This is a genomic window from Agrobacterium sp. 5Ca39 (assembly GCF_055382365.1).
In genome coordinates, this window is record NZ_AP026436.1 from 1,336,184 (window position 1) to 1,350,874 (window position 14,691).

Consider the following 14,691-nt stretch of genomic DNA (forward strand, 5'->3'; position numbering starts at 1 on the left):
GTCAGTTCAGCATGCGGACGGTGATATCCCGATCCGCTGCTGTAAAGAATGTCACCGACCGGTTGTCAGTGATGACAATGGCGTTTCCGTCTTCATCAAAGAGTGCGAAGCAGTCTATGCCTTCATGCACAATCTTCTTGATGTAGCCTTCGCCGGTTCGTTTCGTTTGGGGCTGCTGCATTATGCCGCCTCCAGCTTGGCGCGTCTCCGGGCTTCCCGCTCGCGCCGTTGGTTGCCCTCCATCAGCCTTTGATTGAGAGCGGCCAACTCCGGACTGCTCAAGTCCAGTATCGGCCTTGCATCCGCGGTCATTCCAAATGCGATACCGTTCTGCCTGATCGTGCCGCAGTTGTTCGACGTTACATCGGATTGATCGCTTTCTCCCTCATTTTCGGACAATGAGCAATCTTCACTGTTCAACCGAACGAGGGCAATCTGGTTGAGATTGTTCGCAATTATCGAACAAAGCTTGACAATCTCGCGTCTCAACATTCGGTCTGACATGTCATTTTCTGCCGCGAAGGCCGCGATTTTCATGCCTTTTCTGACTTTCACCCACGACCAGGCATAAATCAACTTCCTTTCTGGCTCGGACAGGTAGCTGTTCACCCATGTCCATACCTGCTCCATTCGCGCCAGACTGGCCGCTGATGCGGTTTCCTTGCTGTGCGCTGTATCGGACCCATACGCCTCTTCGTGCCTCCTGACGGCCTCAGGCATGGCGCTGCCGTATTCCTTCGGGCCCTTGTGCTTTGGCATCAGTCGGAGCGTGTCAGCCATCTCCAGAACGCGACCCTCAACTGCTTTCCATGTCCATGCCTGATATTTCATGCCGCCTCTCCAATCATATCCAGAAGGTCGCCCTGAACGGGCTGAAAAAACTTGATCCCGATCAGGACGCGCAACACATGCGTGGTCGGTATTCCGCAGTTCATTGCCCTTGCCTTCCGGCGCAGGCTGCCGAGGTCTATTCTATCGAAGTCGTTCACCAATGTTGAACGCTTTTGCAGTTCAGGGTTCCGAATTATGACCGATGACACCGCCTTGATCATGTCGGAATACAGTTCGGCCGCATTGTTTCTGGTCCCTGTCATCAGCATGAAGACGAGCTTCAGGTGTTCCTCTCCGTGGACCGTGCCTATTTCCCTCACGGTGGGCTTGCAGTAGCACTCGAAAGGCTTCCGGCTGGTTGGGCTATGCAGATGCCCGTCAAAGAGCTTCACGCCGCACTGACGGGCAATCTTGTAGATGTCGCATCTGTGGGCGTGGTGCTTCATTCTGCCCTCGCCTCCATCTTCTTCCTCCACTTGGAGACAAAGCCCTTTTTGACTGTCCCGCGCATGTAAAGAATCGTGGTGTGGTTCTTGTGCGCCAACTGGCCGAGATAGGTTGCCTTCAAACCGGGGAATTGCGCGTCTGTCTCCAGAATGATCAGACGACGCGTCATTGATGTTTCCTGATCACGCTTTTCCGATTGGAAATGTTCGTAGGTAATCCCATGGGCGATACAGCGGAGTTTGATGAACTTCCGAACCTTATTCGGGTCGCGCTCTGCGTCTCTGATCGCTCGCTGGTGACGATTCCAGGTATTGACGTGCTCTCTGGGCTCCAGCTTCTTCATCTGCCTGGTCGGCGCTAGATAACGGACCACACCGACATCTGTCCTAGTGGCCTTAGCTTGCACAGCGATGTTGACGACCTTGCCCTTGCCCATCAATCGCTGGCGGACAGCCTTGGCCTTAGCTTTCAATTGCTCCTCATAGGAGATTGTCACCATCTGGTTCATGCTGCCTCGCTTTCAGGATCTGGGCCGTCGATGAATGCGACACGCGGCAGAGTGACCTTGGCACCGGTGAATGTGGTTCTGACCACACAGCCAGCCTTGAGAGGCGCGGGCACCGGTGCTTCTTCCACCTGCTTGACGATCGGGTCCGAGCGTCGAACGTTTCTTTTGCGATACGGGAATATTCCGCGGCGGGTACTGGTCATGTTCTTGACCGCGCTGCAGGTTATGCCGAGCTTTTCCGCCATCTCGTGCAGCGTGTAGCCGTCAAGCCAGAGGGCAGCAGCAGCGGCTATCTGTTCCTTGGTGTAAAGGGAGCGGTGGTGGGTCATGCTGTCGCCTCATTCATTTCAATGGACGATGAAGCCTTTTCGACGTTCTCATAGGAACCGAAATGACAAGGATCGCTAAGGCCGTATGGGTTAATCTCGATAAGGATGAAACTGCCGTCTGACAGCATCGCCAGATCAAACACGACCGTTTCAATGTGGAGCGCTGGCTTCAGCCTCTTTTCAAAGAACGCGTCGATGCTTTTGCGGATATCGCGGGCCGCCTTGACGATGCGAACCGGTGTTGGCGCCATGTAGTCATAGTGACTAACCGCGATAAGCTTTCCTTCCTTCACGAAGCATCGAAACTCGTAGCTGGGGGTGATGCGCGGATCGAAGTCCCGCACTGCAATGTAGGCCGCCTGCTCTGGCAACCACCGGAACTCCATCAGGTCGTCCATGACCCTCATAGAGCCCATCAGCATCATCATCGCTTCCTTGCCCGAGATCACTGCCGGAACTGCGAATGGCCAGATGTTGTCCTTTGGCGAACGGCTGCTCAGTCTCACGAACTTGCGATCCCATCCGATAAAATGATCAAGTCCAAGCGCCATTCCTTTCAGGAACGTATTCACCCCTTTGCCGTCGTAAAGCTCACACAGGCATTCCCAGACGCGCGGTACATCAATGTCGATGAGTCTTGTCGGCACTGAGAGCGCCATCACGTCCTTTGGCCACTGGTCCATGAGCGTCGGCTTGACACGAGAAAGCCACTGAAGAGATACCTTGCGATGCTCTTCGGGCGTTGGCATTTTGGGTTCCGGAATTTCGAACTTCATGCCGTTTCCCGCCTTTCCACGCTGATCTCTTTGCCCTTGCGTCGTGCCTTCTCGACAATGGTTCGCTTATTGCTGCCTTTGGCTTTGACGAATGGCTTGAGGTTGAAATGGGCGTCGGCATCGCTGATGGCAGGCTCATCGTTGAAATGCTCACCGCGGATCGGTCGGCCGTTCATGAAGCCAACGACGTGAGCCAGCAGTTCTGTTAGCGCAGCGGCCCTCGTTGGATAGATCTTCGGCTTGTCGCCCTTGTCCATGACGGGATTCGGTTTGGCTTCCCGGCATACCCGGATCATGGCTCTGTAACCGCCTGGCACTTCTTGGACGTATGCCGCGTATTGGTTCGTCATGCTGCGATCTCCATGTAGGCGCCGATCACTTCTGCCGCGACTTGCGGGACGATGGCGTTTCTAGCGGCATCAGTTGCCCCCACGCTTCTGGGAAGCCCATCACCCACAATTCGAAAGCGGGCGAGTGCACTTTGCCAAGGCTCGTTCCACGGAAAGGATTCGATGACCCTCCCCACTCGTCCAACCGTCCTGACACGTGGTTCTTGCCATGATTGCTCGTCCCGCTCGGTGTTGGCAGCGATCCACCAGTGGCGATCACGTCTATGGGGGGCGCGGACACCGAAAGCCGGGACAATGACGGCCCCGCAGGCATATCGATCGTCTTCCAAGTCTGCGCGTACGGCGGCGAACCATTCTTGGCCAATCTTGCTCGCAACCTGCTCTCCAAAGACCACTGGAGGTCTGCACTCGGAGATAAGGCGGTGAAAAGCGGGCCAGAGGTGTCGTTCGTCGGCATGGCCTCTCTGCTTCCCCGCGACCGAAAGCGACTGACAGGGGCATGATCCTGTCCACACTGGCCGCCTGTCTTCCCATCCAGCGAGGCGGAGAGCATATGACCATCCGCCAATGCCTGCGAAGAAGTGGCACTGCGTATAGCCCTTGAGGTCATCCGGCTGGACATCAACGATGCTCCTTTCGTCAACATCGCCAGGCGCGATGAGGTTCTTTGCTATGAGATTGCGAAGCCACTGAGCGGCGTAGGGATCGAATTCGTTGTAATAGGCGGCCATCACACCAACCTCCTCGACATGCGGCTGTCTTCGAATGCCGGTCCAAAGCTGGTGCTTGAGCCGTTCCATTGGATTTCCTGTCGCCGGGGGAACTCGTTCTCGCGGGACAGAGCCAGAATGAACTCGGCCTTGCCCTTGACTTCGGCCAAGGTGTCTTCCCACAGGCGGTAGTCGTCGGTTCCTTCCTCCGGCTCCATGCCGGCGACTGCCGGGTAGGCCTGATGGACGATGATCATGTTGTCGACGTCCTTGTCGATGTTGCCGAGCATGCTCTTGTAGGTCGGCCGGCGGCGCTTGGCGGCCATGAGGCGGTCACGGTAGGTCTTGCCCCATGTGCCATCATTGCTGTTCTTGTTGATGTGGGTGAGCGCGATGATCGGAATCTTCCGCTTCATGGCGATGTTCTTGAGCGTCGATGTCGCCCGGTTCGCCTTCTTGAAGTCGTCGGCGTCTTCCATCTTGCCGGTCCATGCCAGCTTGAGGATGTGGTCGAGAACGAAGCACTCGATGCCGTGTTCGCCCTGCAGCCGGTTGATGCGCTCGTCCACCTCTTCCAGCGTGATCTGCTTGGAAATGATGTCGATGAACTTCAGGCGCTTGATGTCGGCCCCTGCCCTTACCAGCTGGTCGACTTCATCCTGTGAGACTTGGCCACGCTTCTGGCGTTTCGCAGATATCCCGGTCCGTCTCGCCTTCTCTCGCATAATGATCTGATCGGTAGGCATTTCACCACTGAGACCGGCGATCGGGTGGCGCTCCGCCAGATTGAAGAAGCACTGCCAGGCTGCAGCAGACTTGCCGGTCTTCACGTCGCCGCCAATCACCAGCAGTTCACCGGTGCCAAGCGGCCCCATGAGATTGGTTAGTTCAGGAATGCCGAGGTCAAGACCGGCCACACGGCGCCCAGCAATGGCGTCAGACGTTACGCCGAGTGTTCGGTCCACCGCATCAAGAAAGCTTTCCTGCGGCTCGTTACGGGCCTCTATGTCGGTGATGATGGCAGACAGTCGCTGACGGCAGTCTTTAATCTGGTCGATGAACTCCAGTTCATCAGCTGCCCGGGTTGCCGCGGTGCTGGCGTCGTCGCCAACCGCGATTGCTTCCCGGCGGTGATAGTACTCGGTCACAGCATCGGCATAGTCGGGCGTGTTGACGATGTTGACGGCTTCAGCTGCAAGGTGAGCCACATACTGCGACACTGTCATGTCACCGATCTTGACCGACACCAGTTCCGGCGACATGTGCGACCGCACCGTGACGGCATTCGCTTCCTTGTTGATCGCCCGCAGCTTCAGGATAGCCGTGTAAATGTCCCGGTGGATGCGCTCGAAGAAGTGCGAGACGTCGAATGTCACTGGCACGCGACTTACGGCATCGTTGTTCATCAGCAACGCGCCGAGCAGTGCTTGCTCAGCCTCGATATTCGCCGGGATGAACGTTTGGTTCATGGCGTTCATAGTTCCAACTCCCCTTGACGGGCGTCTTTCCGGTCGAGCATGCGCAAGACCGTTTCGCCTTCGTGTTTCTTGTCCCAGATGAACCAGCCATTGAGCATCGGCGGCGCGCCCTGCCCCGTGAAATCAATCTTCCAGCGCATGAGGTAGACGCGGGCTGGCGGGTATTTCGCCCAGAAAGGCGCAAGGCCTCCGGCTCCCGGGAAGCCCCAATTCATGAGCAGGCCCATGTATTCGACGCCAAGTGTCTCCAGTGCGTGATACAGCCATCGAGCTTTGCCATTGCCCCATCCGCATTCCGCAAATGGCGGGTTCTCAAGAATGGCTGGAGCTGGAGCTTCCTTGAAATCGTAGAAGTCCTTGATCTGGGCACCGCACCCTCTGTCGATCAGGTCGCTGTCATAGGTGCCGATCCCATGGGCGCGGAGTTCGCTTCCGATAACGCCAGTGCCGCAAGCCGGTCCCCATATGATCTGAAAGGCCTTCAGGCGCTCCAGCTCGGCGTGAATGACTGCACGAATGGGTTCGATGGGGGTCGGGTAGAACTCGTTCTCCTCGCGCTCAAGCGCATCGATCTTTGAATAGGTGCCGTCGAGAAGCTTGACAGGAACAGGCTTGCTCTTTTTACCGGTGGCGCGGAACAAGCCGCGTGCGGATGGTGCATTCATGCGCCCACTCCCGCAAACAGATCGCCAGACGGCGCGCGCTCGTTGCGCTGTTGAAGAAAGTCTTGGAATGCCGGGCGATACCGGCCCGCGTGGATTTCGACGCCACGCCAGCACACAGCGAGCGCAGCAGCTTCGGCCGCATTGTCTCGGGTGGCCTTCTTCGCCGGCAGGATAATCCCTTCAAGCTCGCACTGCTCAATGGCGGCGCGCTTCCAGTCGTTCTTGCCGTGATTGTCGAGTGGCGGCTTGTATCCAGCGCCGAAGAACATCTTTCGCCAGGTCGCGGCGCTGATGGTTCCCCATGGCTTTCCCCAATTGCCGAGCGTGGCATAGACGGCGCCATGCAGCATGCAAGAAGATACCGTTGCGGCCGAACCTTTTGGGCTCATCTTGAGAGCGGTTTCCAGAACGATAAAATCCGGCTTCTCGTCCTTGATGAGCTTCGTCACCTTGAGGCCCATCTGGTCGGCGCAGTATTCTATGGATGCCTTTGCCGGGAACTCCATCACGTCGCAGCGGATCGACGCTAGAGCGTTCTTGGTTTCCCAGAGAGCCCAGCCAGCGTGTTTTGAAACGTCGAGACCGAGAACTCTCATGGCGTCACCTCCAACGGAACAACCCGATACGCCTGATTGTCGCCATGGGTGCGCAAGCGCTGGATGTGATATCCGTATGGCTCAATGCGCTTGCGGACGTCGGAAATGATAGCTGCGGTCTGCTTGAGGCGATTGTCTTCTATGCCTTGCTTCTGGCCGTGGATGGCTATGGAAAGGTCAATCCGGTTCAATCCGTCGGCGCCGGATGCAAGCAGCGTCTCAAACGCCTTGGCTTCTAGCGGAGACAGGTGCTGTTTGACCTTTGAAGGCTCTGGCAATTCGCCCATGTGGTTGCCGCAAGTGGGGCATGAAACCAAAATCATGTTCACCTCGTGGAAGAAAGAACCCGGTGCGGGGTCCGCTTTACATTCTCGCACCGGGTTAGTTGGGCCAGCGCTTGGGAGGTCGGCTGGCCGGGGGAACTCAATCGTCTTGCTTGAGGGTGAAGGGGTCACCGTCGCCCGTATCGGCGGCCGGTTCCTCCTTGGATCGCGCTGCCTGGGCTTTCTCCATCGCAGCCTTCCAGTTGTCGGCGTATTTCATTTGGCCGCGCTTCCATCCGGTCATATACGCGACGTCTTCATCGCTATTCGCTGGATGTTTGGAGCTGCCGGGGCCGCCTTCGCCAACGAGGCCATCTGCCTCGCCCTTCGCATCATACATCTGGAGCCGGTCGGCTCTGTCGGCGAACAGGTCACCGTTGCTGGCGTCTGGGATAAGGCCGAGCTTGGCGAGAATTTTCTGGTGCAGGCTATGCTTTGTCACGATCGAGGAGCCGTCACCCGCCTTCCGCGCTTTTTCGTGGAAGGTGATTTCCTCCTTCGCGAAACCCCATTCCTTGGCCCGCTTGAAGTTTTCCTTTCGCTTGGCTTCCGCGCCGGCGATGACAGCCAGTTCGTCGCGCTCCTGTCGGCAGAGAAAGCCGTAGAGCGCCGCTCGTTCATCCTCGTTGAGAGTTGTATTCCTGACCGCTGCTGTCATTCGCCCTTCCCTTTCCTATCCTCGTTTCGTTGCTTCCTTCGCTCTGCGCACTTCCTCAGCCAGAGCCGAAATTCTTCCATCAATGTCCGCAAAAGGATCACTGCCGAACCTCCCTTTCTCGACCTCCAGATCGTGCTGAAGGCGTTTAATTCGTCGTTCGCAGAGATTGAGGTAGCCAGCCCGAAGGCGCCCGAAGACCGTCAATGTCGGCATGGTTTCGCCGTTGATCAGGCGACGGAGAGCGCGGGGCTTCATGCCAACTTCGCGAGCTACACGCTCAAGCGCATTCATCTGATCGCCGTTACCGCGGGTCTCAATCTCAAGCATCTTGCGCCCGTATTCGCGCGCGATATCTGGAGAGAACATTTCAAGGGTACTCATCGACATTTCCCTGTTTTCGATTTTCCTAATTGTCTCGTGGTGGTTCGAAGTTTGTCTGATCACGGTTGCCGTCCTCGATAGGTTGAACCCATCGAGAGAGGCGCACACGAAAGGAGTTCAGCCGCCGCCCAGAGGCGAAAGCCAGTAGTTGTCGCGAGGCGTGCCGCCCGACCGTTCAGCCCGCCAGCCGAAAGGTTCGATAGCCTCGTTGATTTTGATGAAGTCGTTGCAGAGTGACACGAAAGACCAGATCGGTTCGGCCCGCCAAGACAGACCCGCTCTTGCCATAAGATGCTCTGCGGAAATTTGACCCGGATAAACCGCGCATAAGGCTTTGAAGACAGAGCCAGCGCGGGTGTCCGTCGTATGAGTGACCAAAGCCGGAAGGGGATATTGCTTGAGAGCAGCCATCACTTCTTCCTCGTCGCCAGGTGCGCCATAACGGCCGCCACAACGAGCGATGCAATGAACGCCGAGAAAGCCACAGATGCCCATATGAGGAGTTGCTGTTGATCAGGGTGCATAGAGGCGATCATGCCGCCCTCCGCCCGTAGAGTTCGTCACGGGTCATCAGACCGTTGCTGCGTGTCAGTTGACCGGCGGCGATCTGGCGAAGGCGACGGGCGACTTCGCGCTTGCCGTTGCGCGGGTGCTTGGTCGACGTGCGCAGCTTCTTCGATGGTTTGGAGATCACTGGCATGTTCGGGAGAACAGCAAGCCGAGGGCTTTCCAGATTGAGCGGAATGGACGCCGCGCCACCGAAGCCAATAGCAGCAGCAACAGCCATAACGGCACCATATCCAAAATGTGCAATTCTCATGATCAATTCCCCTTCTGAACTTGGATTGGCCGCTTCGGGTCGGATTTCTCGTATCCCTCGATCTGATGCTGGACAGAGAGGTCGAATAGGATTTCTGCGAGCTTTGCTTTCGGGGCGGTCATGCGCCACCACCAACGTCTTCGAGAATTGGTGCGGAGGAGTTACTGACGAGCTCCCCCGCCGATATCTGATGAGCATTCTCGCCGCCGGTTACATCGTCGCCTCCTGCGTTGGCCCGTTCACCGCTCCTCTCGTCAACCGGGAGACTTACGTTCGTCGGGGCTTTGGTCAGCGCAGCTTCGCTCGTCGTGGCGGCTGCGAATTCGTATTCGGGCCACGGCGCCCAAGCGATCGGATCGACGCCGGGATTGAAGCCAGACCATCGGTTGCCTTCCAGAAGCCCGCCAGACTGCGTGTAACGCGGCGGTATCCAGTAGGACTGCGAGACAACTCCGTGCTCGTCTACAGCGAGGATGTATTCCTTGCGGAAGCTTTCCGTGACTATCGGGCCATCTTTGCCCTTGCGGGTGTAAGGCACCATCTTGCCGCGCGGTGCCTGGGAGAGATCGTGGTTCCAGTTGCTCATGCTGCTGGCTCCACGCCGAGAACAAAATCGTTTGGCTCTACAAGACCGCCGGTGAGATCAGCGATCTTCCTCATCTGGTCGGGACGCGGAACGCGCTCTCCGTACATCCACTTACGGACGCCGGATTCCGATACGCTGCCCATCAGTTCACCGAACTGTGCTGGGCTGATCTTCTTGTCGGTTAGGTACTGTGTGAGCTTCATGCTGCAAAGTTACCCATATTGGGGAATATTTGCAACCCCAAAATGGGGCGCGACAGATATTGTTTAAATTTGCGATGTTACCCGATATGGGAAACAACCTTAAAAAGCTCAGAAACGCCTGCAAAATGACGCATGACCGTGCGGCTGAAGCTATGGGTGTTTCAAAGGGCCAATACATCAAGCTCGAGCGCGGGGAGCGCCGACTAACGCTTGAGTACATAAATCAAGCGGCAAAAGCTTTCGATGTTAGCCCGTCTGACGTGATTGTGGACGGTGATGATGGACTTGCATCACAAGATGAAGGTCCGAAGGTAGGGCGATCACGACCCGACTTCTCTGTGAAACTCGCTGACCTGTTCGCAAAAGTTATGCGTTTGAACGCAAACCAACAGGCTCAGATAATAGCTGTAGTGGAAGAACGATTGAAGGCTACGAAAAATCCTGAGCGACAATCACAAAGCAGTTCTCATGATTGATGCTTACCGTCCACTCGCCGCCATGGATTTTTTTCATCGTCTCTGCGATCGATCCGGCGTCCCGCTGCACGCGGCCAAGCAAACGCTTGATCTCCAGGGTTTCATCGGCGGCGAAATCCTTAAGTTCGTCAACAGATCTCTCGTGAGAATTATCAATTACCCGTATTTGATGATTGATTGCCACCCCGATACTCCCAGAACACTGCCTTCTTCAGCATCCTCTAATAGTGAACGAAATGAGAACATTTGCAAGTAGAGTCTTTTGGCGATGAAGAGGTTGTGATGAAACGACCCCAGCCTCCCCGCGAACGAGCTGCCCGCGCCCTGTGCCGTCTCAGCGACGTGCCAGAGAATACACCTTTCGAGCATAAGCCGATGTGGGAGAGCTTCTTGCCGGAGGTGGATGCAGTGCTTGAGGCGGCGCTGGGAGCAGTCGAGCTTGAGCGGTTAAAGCGGGACGAAGTGAAGACGCAGTAGCGGAGCGCAAAACAAGAGGGGGCGCGCACGGCGCGCGATTGGGGAAACATATGGGCGAATTAGTTGAAGGTGACGATGGCCTCCCGGCGGAGGATGTTGGTCCTTGGGCGAAGGAGAAACATGAATATCTCTGTCGCTATGTGGACATTTCTCGTGGAGCGCGCGGAAAGTTTATAGGCCCGTCAAAGGCCGGAGCCACCTATATCGACTTGTTCTGCGGTCCTGGCAGAGCTCAGGTGAGAAAAGGTGAATTCATAGACGGGAGTTGCGTTGCGGCTTGGAAGAAGAGCGTAGAAGGAGGGTACCCATTTACATCCGTCTTTATCGCTGACAAAGACGAGGCGAGACTTGAGGCTGCGACTGTGCGCTTAAAGGCTGCGGGCGCGCCTGTCGTTTCCTTTCACGGAGCCGCTATCGATACAGCGAAAATTATCCTCAATAGATTGGACCATAGAGGATTACATTTTACTTTTCTTGATCCGTATAACCTGGGTGTGTTGGATTTTTCGATATTCAGCACCCTGGCGAAACGAAAACGTATGGATATCCTAGTCCATCTAAGCAAAATGGACCTCCAAAGAAACTTAGGCCGGAACGTGAAGGCTGACGTTTCTGCCTTTGACGCCTTTGCGCCGGGATGGAAAGCCGTCATCGATACTGCGCAAGGGCAACAGGGAATTCGCGTCGAGCTTATAAATTACTGGAAGTCCTTGATCGCTGGTGTTGGGTTCGAAGCGTCTCCAGAAATGAAGCTTTTGAAGGGGGAGCAAGAGCAGCACCTATATTGGTTATTGCTGGTGGCTGGCCACGACCTTCCCCACAAATTTTGGAAGGTCGCGGCTAAGACGGATAAGCAGACCGCCTTTGATTTTTCTTAAGCTGCGGCGGCAGGCATCTCATCCCATGTTTTCCCGCGATAAGATCTGCCTGCTGCCTTTTTGTTCTTTCCGCCCCACTGTTTGAAGAAGAACGCCGCGCTATCATCCATGCATTGATCGAATATTTCATCGATCCATGCTGGGTCCATTGGTCGTGCATTAGGTCCGGATTCCCCACCGACGATAGCCCAATGAATGCCGTTGAGTTTACCGCCCTTCACAGAACCGATGAGCGGCTCGTAGGAAACGAAGCGAATAGCGGCCGGTACATTGCGCAAATCATCAAGGCGGTGAAGTACGCGTCCATCTTCGACACTGGTTCCGAGCCAGACATTCGGCAGGATGTCGAAACCATCGCTCAGGATTTCAGCCATTCGATCCGGACGTTTTGTCAAAATCTGATACGTGTGCCGGCGTGTGTCCTTCATCGCTCGCCAAACTTTGCGAACGAAATCCACAGGCACGTCAGGATGGAATAGGTCAGACATCGAGTTGACAAAAACATTACGCGGTTTCGACCATGTCGCCGGTATCGACAGCGCCTTTTCATCGAGAGAAATTGCACCGGTCCATTTTGCTCGACCGCCGCTCTTACGCGTGAGGCCTTTGTACTTTTCTACGCCCATAGCTTCGAGACGAGCAGCCATTCTCATAGCGTAGCAGTTCGTGCAGCCGGCGCTCATGATGGTGCATCCGGCTACCGGGTTCCATGTTGCGTCAGTCCATTCGATTGAAGTTTCAGCCATTGGCAAACCCTCTTGAAGATGGTCACCATTTTACCAAAGATCGTTAATTTTTCGATAAAAATCGACAGAAAAAAGGGAAATACTTTTCTATTTCAATCTCTTAGCTATGCGGTTTAAGCATTTCTCTGGGGTTTCTACGCGATACGCTACGGCAGGTTTCTTTTTGCTCTGGAAGAGGAAGAGATTTCCCTTATCTCCCGTTTCTACCAATTACCCTCAGAGCAAGAACCAAATAAACAAATAACCCTTTAGAAATTCAGCTTTATAGATTGGACCCGCAGATTTGCGACCCAATTGACCCGCAGATTTGCGACCCAAGGAATTATTCGAACGGCAGTCGGATGTAATAGATATTCGATTTCCGGTGTTCCCTGACCACGATCAGAACCCCCTCACCTTCGAGCTCGGAAACAGCCCTCAGAACCTTGTCCTCGGACATGCGGAGGCGTTTGGCTATCTCCTTGATGCCATACCAGCATGACTGGTCATCGCCGTTCATTCGCTTCGCCAGCCAGTAGCCGACGCGGAAGGCGCGATCCGATAGCGCGTCCATCTCACAGATGAAATCGAGCCACTTTCGCCGCTTGTCATAGAAGGCTGCGGCCGACTGGCCGTCGTCGTTTTTCAGGTTCATGCCGATACTCATAACCCTGCCCCATTTTGGGGTCAACAAATTATTCCCCATTTTGGGGTTGCAATGTTACCCAGTTTGGGTAATATCGGTTCCATCAGCAGCGACGAAGAAGCACCACCACCCGCCGATCTCGCTGCCATCACAAGAACCGGAGATGAGACGGATGGCCAAGATTGAACTCAGGCATTTGGATTTGGAGAAAGCTGCATTGCGCCGCGCGGTGGATAAACTCCACTCGCAGAAGATCGACACGGCTTGGGGCGCGAACGGCCTCGTAGGCGAGACAGCAATCAAGCTCCTCAACACCGAGGAATTTCTCATCCCCCGCGATGTCATGGGCCTCCAGCGCACTCCAGCAACGCGCGATGAAGCGTCTCTCAGCGCCCGGCTGATTATGGCCGGCATGTGCGGCGATTGGCCGGAAAAATACGGCCATTACCCCGACGACCCACGCGCCGCCAAAATTCTTCGCGCCGACTGATCGCATTCGGCATCCGTCTCCGGGCGGATCTCCAATTCGATCTCAACCACTGAGGATGAGCAAATGGCATGGGTAACTCGATACAGGATTGAAGACGGCGCCCGTGTTTTCAACGGCACCGAGTTCACGACCGACGAATGCGACGTGTTTGAGTATCGCAGCGAAGGTGAAGCGAACGACGATGCGGATGAGTTCGGCGGCGAGGTCGTCAAGTTCGAGCGTTATGCCACCCACGCTGATCCGTCTTCTTGCGCCATTCGGGTTTCCAACCCCATCGTCCACGGCGCCGTCATCGGTCGTCTGGAAGCGGCTGAGTGATGACTATGAGCGCAGAAGCAGAATACTGGCGAGAAGCCGTCATGTACGCTTTCGAAGGCATCGATCGCTTCGACGTGATCGAAGGTCTCGGGAAAGAGCAGCTTGACGAAATTGGCGAAGCTCTGGCCACGAGCGCTGAGAATCAGTCCATGGCCTTCGGCTGGGATGTCGCCTCATCAAACCGAGCGGCGGACATCAAGCGCCAAGAAGATGAGCTTCGCAAAGAGATTGCACGTGAGCGCAGGAAGATAACCTGCCGTTCCTGCAACGGCCACGGATACACGGTTAGCCAAGGCCCATACCACTCATCAACAAGCAGTTGCTTCAAGTGCAATGGCGCAGGCCGGCACGATCCGTGACTGCACCACCCGCCCCGCATAGGGCTTCAGACAAGGGATAGGGAACATGAGCGAGATTCACTTGAAGCTAGTTGATGATCACATGCCGGAAGATATTACGGCTTTGATCGAATACTTGCGAGAAATGGCGTGTGTTCATCCGCAAAGCGGCGAGCGGCAAATGCCTTCGAAGACTGATGACGCTGTTTTCGACATGGCGGCTAACTCACTCGAAAGAATGCAAACCGCTCTACGCATCATCGAAAACCCGATGGATCACTTCCGTCAGATGGCATCCGATGAAGGCGCGGACCTAGTTGCGCCAGTAGCGTTGAAACTAGCTGATGACCCGAATTACCTCAAGGGCATAGCTAGGGATGCGCTCTCTCTCCCATCCCCCACCAAGTAACCACAGCACAGCGGGAGAAGAAGATGAGCGCGGTAGCCGCATCTCCAAAATACAAGATTGGTGAAACGGTGATTTATGACGATCACCAAGGGCGTGCACAGACAGGTGCCGTTCAAAGTATCCAGGCGACTTGGACTCCGTGGGGCGATGGCGACCCCCTCATAATCTACAGCCTCTATCACCCGACCTACAGGCGAAACAATCATTACGCCGCCGAGGAAAACATTCTCGGCCTCGCCTAACCAACCCACCGGCTTTGTCAGAGTAACCCGA

29 protein-coding genes are annotated in these 14,691 nt (G+C 55.7%); 8 read left to right on the plus strand and 21 right to left on the minus strand.

What is annotated here, in order from left to right:
- Nucleotide 1 precedes the first annotated feature (1 nt).
- From ACZ47E_RS06620 to ACZ47E_RS06705, 18 genes are all read right to left on the minus strand, one after another.
- Nucleotides 2–181, minus strand: a complete 180-nt coding sequence (locus tag ACZ47E_RS06620) for a DUF1150 family protein (RefSeq protein ID WP_464016953.1) — start codon at nt 179–181, stop codon at nt 2–4.
- The gene (locus tag ACZ47E_RS06625; RefSeq protein WP_464016954.1) at nt 181–831 is read right to left on the minus strand and encodes a DUF6362 family protein; all 651 of its coding nucleotides are present in this window, start codon (nt 829–831) and stop codon (nt 181–183) included. Before ACZ47E_RS06625 ends, ACZ47E_RS06620 begins: the two co-directional genes overlap by 1 nt.
- Complete coding sequence (locus ACZ47E_RS06630) at nt 828–1,277, minus strand: hypothetical protein (RefSeq protein ID WP_111814247.1); 450 nt, start codon at nt 1,275–1,277, stop codon at nt 828–830. Before ACZ47E_RS06630 ends, ACZ47E_RS06625 begins: the two co-directional genes overlap by 4 nt.
- A complete protein-coding gene (locus tag ACZ47E_RS06635) occupies nt 1,274–1,786 on the minus strand; it encodes a hypothetical protein (protein ID WP_464016955.1) in 513 nt (170 codons plus the stop codon). The genes ACZ47E_RS06630 and ACZ47E_RS06635 overlap by 4 nt, the downstream gene beginning before the upstream one ends.
- Nucleotides 1,783–2,115, minus strand: a complete 333-nt coding sequence (locus ACZ47E_RS06640) for a GcrA cell cycle regulator (RefSeq protein WP_464016956.1) — start codon at nt 2,113–2,115, stop codon at nt 1,783–1,785. Before ACZ47E_RS06640 ends, ACZ47E_RS06635 begins: the two co-directional genes overlap by 4 nt.
- Nucleotides 2,112–2,891: an ATP-grasp domain-containing protein gene (locus ACZ47E_RS06645; protein WP_464016957.1), complete on the minus strand. Its 780-nt coding sequence runs from the start codon at nt 2,889–2,891 to the stop codon at nt 2,112–2,114. The genes ACZ47E_RS06640 and ACZ47E_RS06645 overlap by 4 nt, the downstream gene beginning before the upstream one ends.
- Complete coding sequence (locus ACZ47E_RS06650) at nt 2,888–3,241, minus strand: hypothetical protein (protein ID WP_464016958.1); 354 nt, start codon at nt 3,239–3,241, stop codon at nt 2,888–2,890. Before ACZ47E_RS06650 ends, ACZ47E_RS06645 begins: the two co-directional genes overlap by 4 nt.
- Nucleotides 3,238–3,972, minus strand: coding sequence for a DNA cytosine methyltransferase (locus ACZ47E_RS06655; protein ID WP_464016959.1), 735 nt, complete (start codon nt 3,970–3,972; stop codon nt 3,238–3,240). Before ACZ47E_RS06655 ends, ACZ47E_RS06650 begins: the two co-directional genes overlap by 4 nt.
- A complete protein-coding gene (locus ACZ47E_RS06660; protein WP_464016960.1) occupies nt 3,972–5,429 on the minus strand; it encodes a DnaB-like helicase C-terminal domain-containing protein in 1,458 nt (485 codons plus the stop codon). The genes ACZ47E_RS06655 and ACZ47E_RS06660 overlap by 1 nt, the downstream gene beginning before the upstream one ends.
- On the minus strand, nt 5,426–6,094 hold the full coding sequence (locus ACZ47E_RS06665; protein ID WP_464016961.1) for a hypothetical protein: 669 nt from the start codon (nt 6,092–6,094) through the stop codon (nt 5,426–5,428). The genes ACZ47E_RS06660 and ACZ47E_RS06665 overlap by 4 nt, the downstream gene beginning before the upstream one ends.
- Nucleotides 6,091–6,690: a hypothetical protein gene (locus tag ACZ47E_RS06670; RefSeq protein ID WP_111791173.1), complete on the minus strand. Its 600-nt coding sequence runs from the start codon at nt 6,688–6,690 to the stop codon at nt 6,091–6,093. Before ACZ47E_RS06670 ends, ACZ47E_RS06665 begins: the two co-directional genes overlap by 4 nt.
- The gene (locus ACZ47E_RS06675) at nt 6,687–7,013 is read right to left on the minus strand and encodes a hypothetical protein (RefSeq protein ID WP_152596151.1); all 327 of its coding nucleotides are present in this window, start codon (nt 7,011–7,013) and stop codon (nt 6,687–6,689) included. Before ACZ47E_RS06675 ends, ACZ47E_RS06670 begins: the two co-directional genes overlap by 4 nt.
- Nucleotides 7,014–7,113: 100 nt before the next feature.
- The gene (locus ACZ47E_RS06680) at nt 7,114–7,671 is read right to left on the minus strand and encodes a hypothetical protein (protein WP_464016962.1); all 558 of its coding nucleotides are present in this window, start codon (nt 7,669–7,671) and stop codon (nt 7,114–7,116) included.
- A gap of 15 nt (nt 7,672–7,686) precedes the next feature.
- Nucleotides 7,687–8,052 (minus strand): helix-turn-helix domain-containing protein, encoded by a 366-nt coding sequence (locus ACZ47E_RS06685; protein ID WP_139786511.1) that lies wholly within the window; start codon nt 8,050–8,052, stop codon nt 7,687–7,689.
- Between the two features lie 117 nt (nt 8,053–8,169).
- Complete coding sequence (locus ACZ47E_RS06690; RefSeq protein ID WP_162694869.1) at nt 8,170–8,340, minus strand: hypothetical protein; 171 nt, start codon at nt 8,338–8,340, stop codon at nt 8,170–8,172.
- A 244-nt stretch (nt 8,341–8,584) separates the two neighbouring features.
- Nucleotides 8,585–8,872, minus strand: coding sequence for a hypothetical protein (locus tag ACZ47E_RS06695; RefSeq protein WP_464016963.1), 288 nt, complete (start codon nt 8,870–8,872; stop codon nt 8,585–8,587).
- A gap of 118 nt (nt 8,873–8,990) precedes the next feature.
- Entirely contained in the window at nt 8,991–9,458 is a 468-nt protein-coding gene (locus tag ACZ47E_RS06700; RefSeq protein WP_464016964.1) for a hypothetical protein, read from the minus strand.
- The gene (locus ACZ47E_RS06705; protein ID WP_045534125.1) at nt 9,455–9,661 is read right to left on the minus strand and encodes a helix-turn-helix domain-containing protein; all 207 of its coding nucleotides are present in this window, start codon (nt 9,659–9,661) and stop codon (nt 9,455–9,457) included. Before ACZ47E_RS06705 ends, ACZ47E_RS06700 begins: the two co-directional genes overlap by 4 nt.
- Before the next feature lie 125 nt (nt 9,662–9,786).
- On the opposite strand from ACZ47E_RS06705, the gene ACZ47E_RS06710 reads away from it, so the two are divergent.
- Nucleotides 9,787–10,137 (plus strand): helix-turn-helix domain-containing protein, encoded by a 351-nt coding sequence (locus ACZ47E_RS06710; RefSeq protein ID WP_464016987.1) that lies wholly within the window; start codon nt 9,787–9,789, stop codon nt 10,135–10,137.
- On the opposite strand, the gene ACZ47E_RS06715 is transcribed toward ACZ47E_RS06710, so the two are convergent.
- Nucleotides 10,091–10,321: a hypothetical protein gene (locus ACZ47E_RS06715; protein WP_464016965.1), complete on the minus strand. Its 231-nt coding sequence runs from the start codon at nt 10,319–10,321 to the stop codon at nt 10,091–10,093. The two genes, ACZ47E_RS06710 and ACZ47E_RS06715, sit on opposite strands and share 47 nt — an antisense overlap.
- 98 nt (nt 10,322–10,419) lie before the next feature.
- On the opposite strand from ACZ47E_RS06715, the gene ACZ47E_RS06720 reads away from it, so the two are divergent.
- Nucleotides 10,420–10,614 (plus strand): hypothetical protein, encoded by a 195-nt coding sequence (locus tag ACZ47E_RS06720; protein WP_464016966.1) that lies wholly within the window; start codon nt 10,420–10,422, stop codon nt 10,612–10,614.
- Nucleotides 10,615–10,664: 50 nt separating this feature from the next.
- Nucleotides 10,665–11,492, plus strand: coding sequence for a three-Cys-motif partner protein TcmP (locus ACZ47E_RS06725; RefSeq protein ID WP_464016967.1), 828 nt, complete (start codon nt 10,665–10,667; stop codon nt 11,490–11,492).
- Here the strand turns inward: ACZ47E_RS06725 and ACZ47E_RS06730 are convergent.
- Nucleotides 11,489–12,238 carry a DUF5131 family protein gene (locus tag ACZ47E_RS06730; RefSeq protein WP_464016968.1) on the minus strand — a complete coding sequence of 250 codons (750 nt, stop codon included), beginning with the start codon at nt 12,236–12,238 and terminating at the stop codon, nt 11,489–11,491. The genes ACZ47E_RS06725 and ACZ47E_RS06730 overlap by 4 nt on opposite strands.
- A 322-nt stretch (nt 12,239–12,560) precedes the next feature.
- Nucleotides 12,561–12,872 (minus strand): helix-turn-helix domain-containing protein, encoded by a 312-nt coding sequence (locus ACZ47E_RS06735; RefSeq protein ID WP_464016969.1) that lies wholly within the window; start codon nt 12,870–12,872, stop codon nt 12,561–12,563.
- A 163-nt stretch (nt 12,873–13,035) separates the two neighbouring features.
- Here ACZ47E_RS06735 and ACZ47E_RS06740 point away from each other — a divergent pair, with 163 nt between their 5' ends.
- The 5 genes from ACZ47E_RS06740 to ACZ47E_RS06760 all read left to right on the plus strand — a co-directional run bounded on the left by ACZ47E_RS06740 (nt 13,036) and on the right by ACZ47E_RS06760 (nt 14,660).
- Complete coding sequence (locus tag ACZ47E_RS06740; protein WP_464016970.1) at nt 13,036–13,353, plus strand: hypothetical protein; 318 nt, start codon at nt 13,036–13,038, stop codon at nt 13,351–13,353.
- A 63-nt stretch (nt 13,354–13,416) separates the two neighbouring features.
- The gene (locus tag ACZ47E_RS06745) at nt 13,417–13,671 is read left to right on the plus strand and encodes a hypothetical protein (protein WP_464016971.1); all 255 of its coding nucleotides are present in this window, start codon (nt 13,417–13,419) and stop codon (nt 13,669–13,671) included.
- A gap of 5 nt (nt 13,672–13,676) precedes the next feature.
- Nucleotides 13,677–14,030, plus strand: a complete 354-nt coding sequence (locus ACZ47E_RS06750; RefSeq protein ID WP_464016972.1) for a DnaJ-like cysteine-rich domain-containing protein — start codon at nt 13,677–13,679, stop codon at nt 14,028–14,030.
- Nucleotides 14,031–14,076: 46 nt separating this feature from the next.
- Nucleotides 14,077–14,418 (plus strand): hypothetical protein, encoded by a 342-nt coding sequence (locus ACZ47E_RS06755; protein WP_464016973.1) that lies wholly within the window; start codon nt 14,077–14,079, stop codon nt 14,416–14,418.
- A 23-nt stretch (nt 14,419–14,441) separates the two neighbouring features.
- Nucleotides 14,442–14,660, plus strand: a complete 219-nt coding sequence (locus ACZ47E_RS06760; protein ID WP_107341749.1) for a hypothetical protein — start codon at nt 14,442–14,444, stop codon at nt 14,658–14,660.
- The last annotated feature ends 31 nt before the right edge of the window (nt 14,661–14,691 follow it).

What these genes read in the sequence shown, in the direction of transcription:
- ACZ47E_RS06620 (WP_464016953.1), bottom strand. Translation starts at nt 181, where the DNA reads ATGCAGCAGCCCCAAACGAAACGAACCGGCGAAGGCTACATCAAGAAG.
- ACZ47E_RS06625 (WP_464016954.1), bottom strand. Translation starts at nt 831, where the DNA reads ATGAAATATCAGGCATGGACATGGAAAGCAGTTGAGGGTCGCGTTCTG.
- ACZ47E_RS06630 (WP_111814247.1), bottom strand. Translation starts at nt 1,277, where the DNA reads ATGAAGCACCACGCCCACAGATGCGACATCTACAAGATTGCCCGTCAG.
- ACZ47E_RS06635 (WP_464016955.1), bottom strand. Translation starts at nt 1,786, where the DNA reads ATGAACCAGATGGTGACAATCTCCTATGAGGAGCAATTGAAAGCTAAG.
- ACZ47E_RS06640 (WP_464016956.1), bottom strand. Translation starts at nt 2,115, where the DNA reads ATGACCCACCACCGCTCCCTTTACACCAAGGAACAGATAGCCGCTGCT.
- ACZ47E_RS06645 (WP_464016957.1), bottom strand. Translation starts at nt 2,891, where the DNA reads ATGAAGTTCGAAATTCCGGAACCCAAAATGCCAACGCCCGAAGAGCAT.
- ACZ47E_RS06650 (WP_464016958.1), bottom strand. Translation starts at nt 3,241, where the DNA reads ATGACGAACCAATACGCGGCATACGTCCAAGAAGTGCCAGGCGGTTAC.
- ACZ47E_RS06655 (WP_464016959.1), bottom strand. Translation starts at nt 3,972, where the DNA reads ATGGCCGCCTATTACAACGAATTCGATCCCTACGCCGCTCAGTGGCTT.
- ACZ47E_RS06660 (WP_464016960.1), bottom strand. Translation starts at nt 5,429, where the DNA reads ATGAACGCCATGAACCAAACGTTCATCCCGGCGAATATCGAGGCTGAG.
- ACZ47E_RS06665 (WP_464016961.1), bottom strand. Translation starts at nt 6,094, where the DNA reads ATGAATGCACCATCCGCACGCGGCTTGTTCCGCGCCACCGGTAAAAAG.
- ACZ47E_RS06670 (WP_111791173.1), bottom strand. Translation starts at nt 6,690, where the DNA reads ATGAGAGTTCTCGGTCTCGACGTTTCAAAACACGCTGGCTGGGCTCTC.
- ACZ47E_RS06675 (WP_152596151.1), bottom strand. Translation starts at nt 7,013, where the DNA reads ATGATTTTGGTTTCATGCCCCACTTGCGGCAACCACATGGGCGAATTG.
- ACZ47E_RS06680 (WP_464016962.1), bottom strand. Translation starts at nt 7,671, where the DNA reads ATGACAGCAGCGGTCAGGAATACAACTCTCAACGAGGATGAACGAGCG.
- ACZ47E_RS06685 (WP_139786511.1), bottom strand. Translation starts at nt 8,052, where the DNA reads ATGAGTACCCTTGAAATGTTCTCTCCAGATATCGCGCGCGAATACGGG.
- ACZ47E_RS06690 (WP_162694869.1), bottom strand. Translation starts at nt 8,340, where the DNA reads ATGGCAAGAGCGGGTCTGTCTTGGCGGGCCGAACCGATCTGGTCTTTC.
- ACZ47E_RS06695 (WP_464016963.1), bottom strand. Translation starts at nt 8,872, where the DNA reads ATGAGAATTGCACATTTTGGATATGGTGCCGTTATGGCTGTTGCTGCT.
- ACZ47E_RS06700 (WP_464016964.1), bottom strand. Translation starts at nt 9,458, where the DNA reads ATGAGCAACTGGAACCACGATCTCTCCCAGGCACCGCGCGGCAAGATG.
- ACZ47E_RS06705 (WP_045534125.1), bottom strand. Translation starts at nt 9,661, where the DNA reads ATGAAGCTCACACAGTACCTAACCGACAAGAAGATCAGCCCAGCACAG.
- ACZ47E_RS06710 (WP_464016987.1), top strand. Translation starts at nt 9,787, where the DNA reads ATGACGCATGACCGTGCGGCTGAAGCTATGGGTGTTTCAAAGGGCCAA.
- ACZ47E_RS06720 (WP_464016966.1), top strand. Translation starts at nt 10,420, where the DNA reads ATGAAACGACCCCAGCCTCCCCGCGAACGAGCTGCCCGCGCCCTGTGC.
- ACZ47E_RS06725 (WP_464016967.1), top strand. Translation starts at nt 10,665, where the DNA reads ATGGGCGAATTAGTTGAAGGTGACGATGGCCTCCCGGCGGAGGATGTT.
- ACZ47E_RS06730 (WP_464016968.1), bottom strand. Translation starts at nt 12,238, where the DNA reads ATGGCTGAAACTTCAATCGAATGGACTGACGCAACATGGAACCCGGTA.
- ACZ47E_RS06735 (WP_464016969.1), bottom strand. Translation starts at nt 12,872, where the DNA reads ATGAACCTGAAAAACGACGACGGCCAGTCGGCCGCAGCCTTCTATGAC.
- ACZ47E_RS06740 (WP_464016970.1), top strand. Translation starts at nt 13,036, where the DNA reads ATGGCCAAGATTGAACTCAGGCATTTGGATTTGGAGAAAGCTGCATTG.
- ACZ47E_RS06745 (WP_464016971.1), top strand. Translation starts at nt 13,417, where the DNA reads ATGGCATGGGTAACTCGATACAGGATTGAAGACGGCGCCCGTGTTTTC.
- ACZ47E_RS06750 (WP_464016972.1), top strand. Translation starts at nt 13,677, where the DNA reads ATGAGCGCAGAAGCAGAATACTGGCGAGAAGCCGTCATGTACGCTTTC.
- ACZ47E_RS06755 (WP_464016973.1), top strand. Translation starts at nt 14,077, where the DNA reads ATGAGCGAGATTCACTTGAAGCTAGTTGATGATCACATGCCGGAAGAT.
- ACZ47E_RS06760 (WP_107341749.1), top strand. Translation starts at nt 14,442, where the DNA reads ATGAGCGCGGTAGCCGCATCTCCAAAATACAAGATTGGTGAAACGGTG.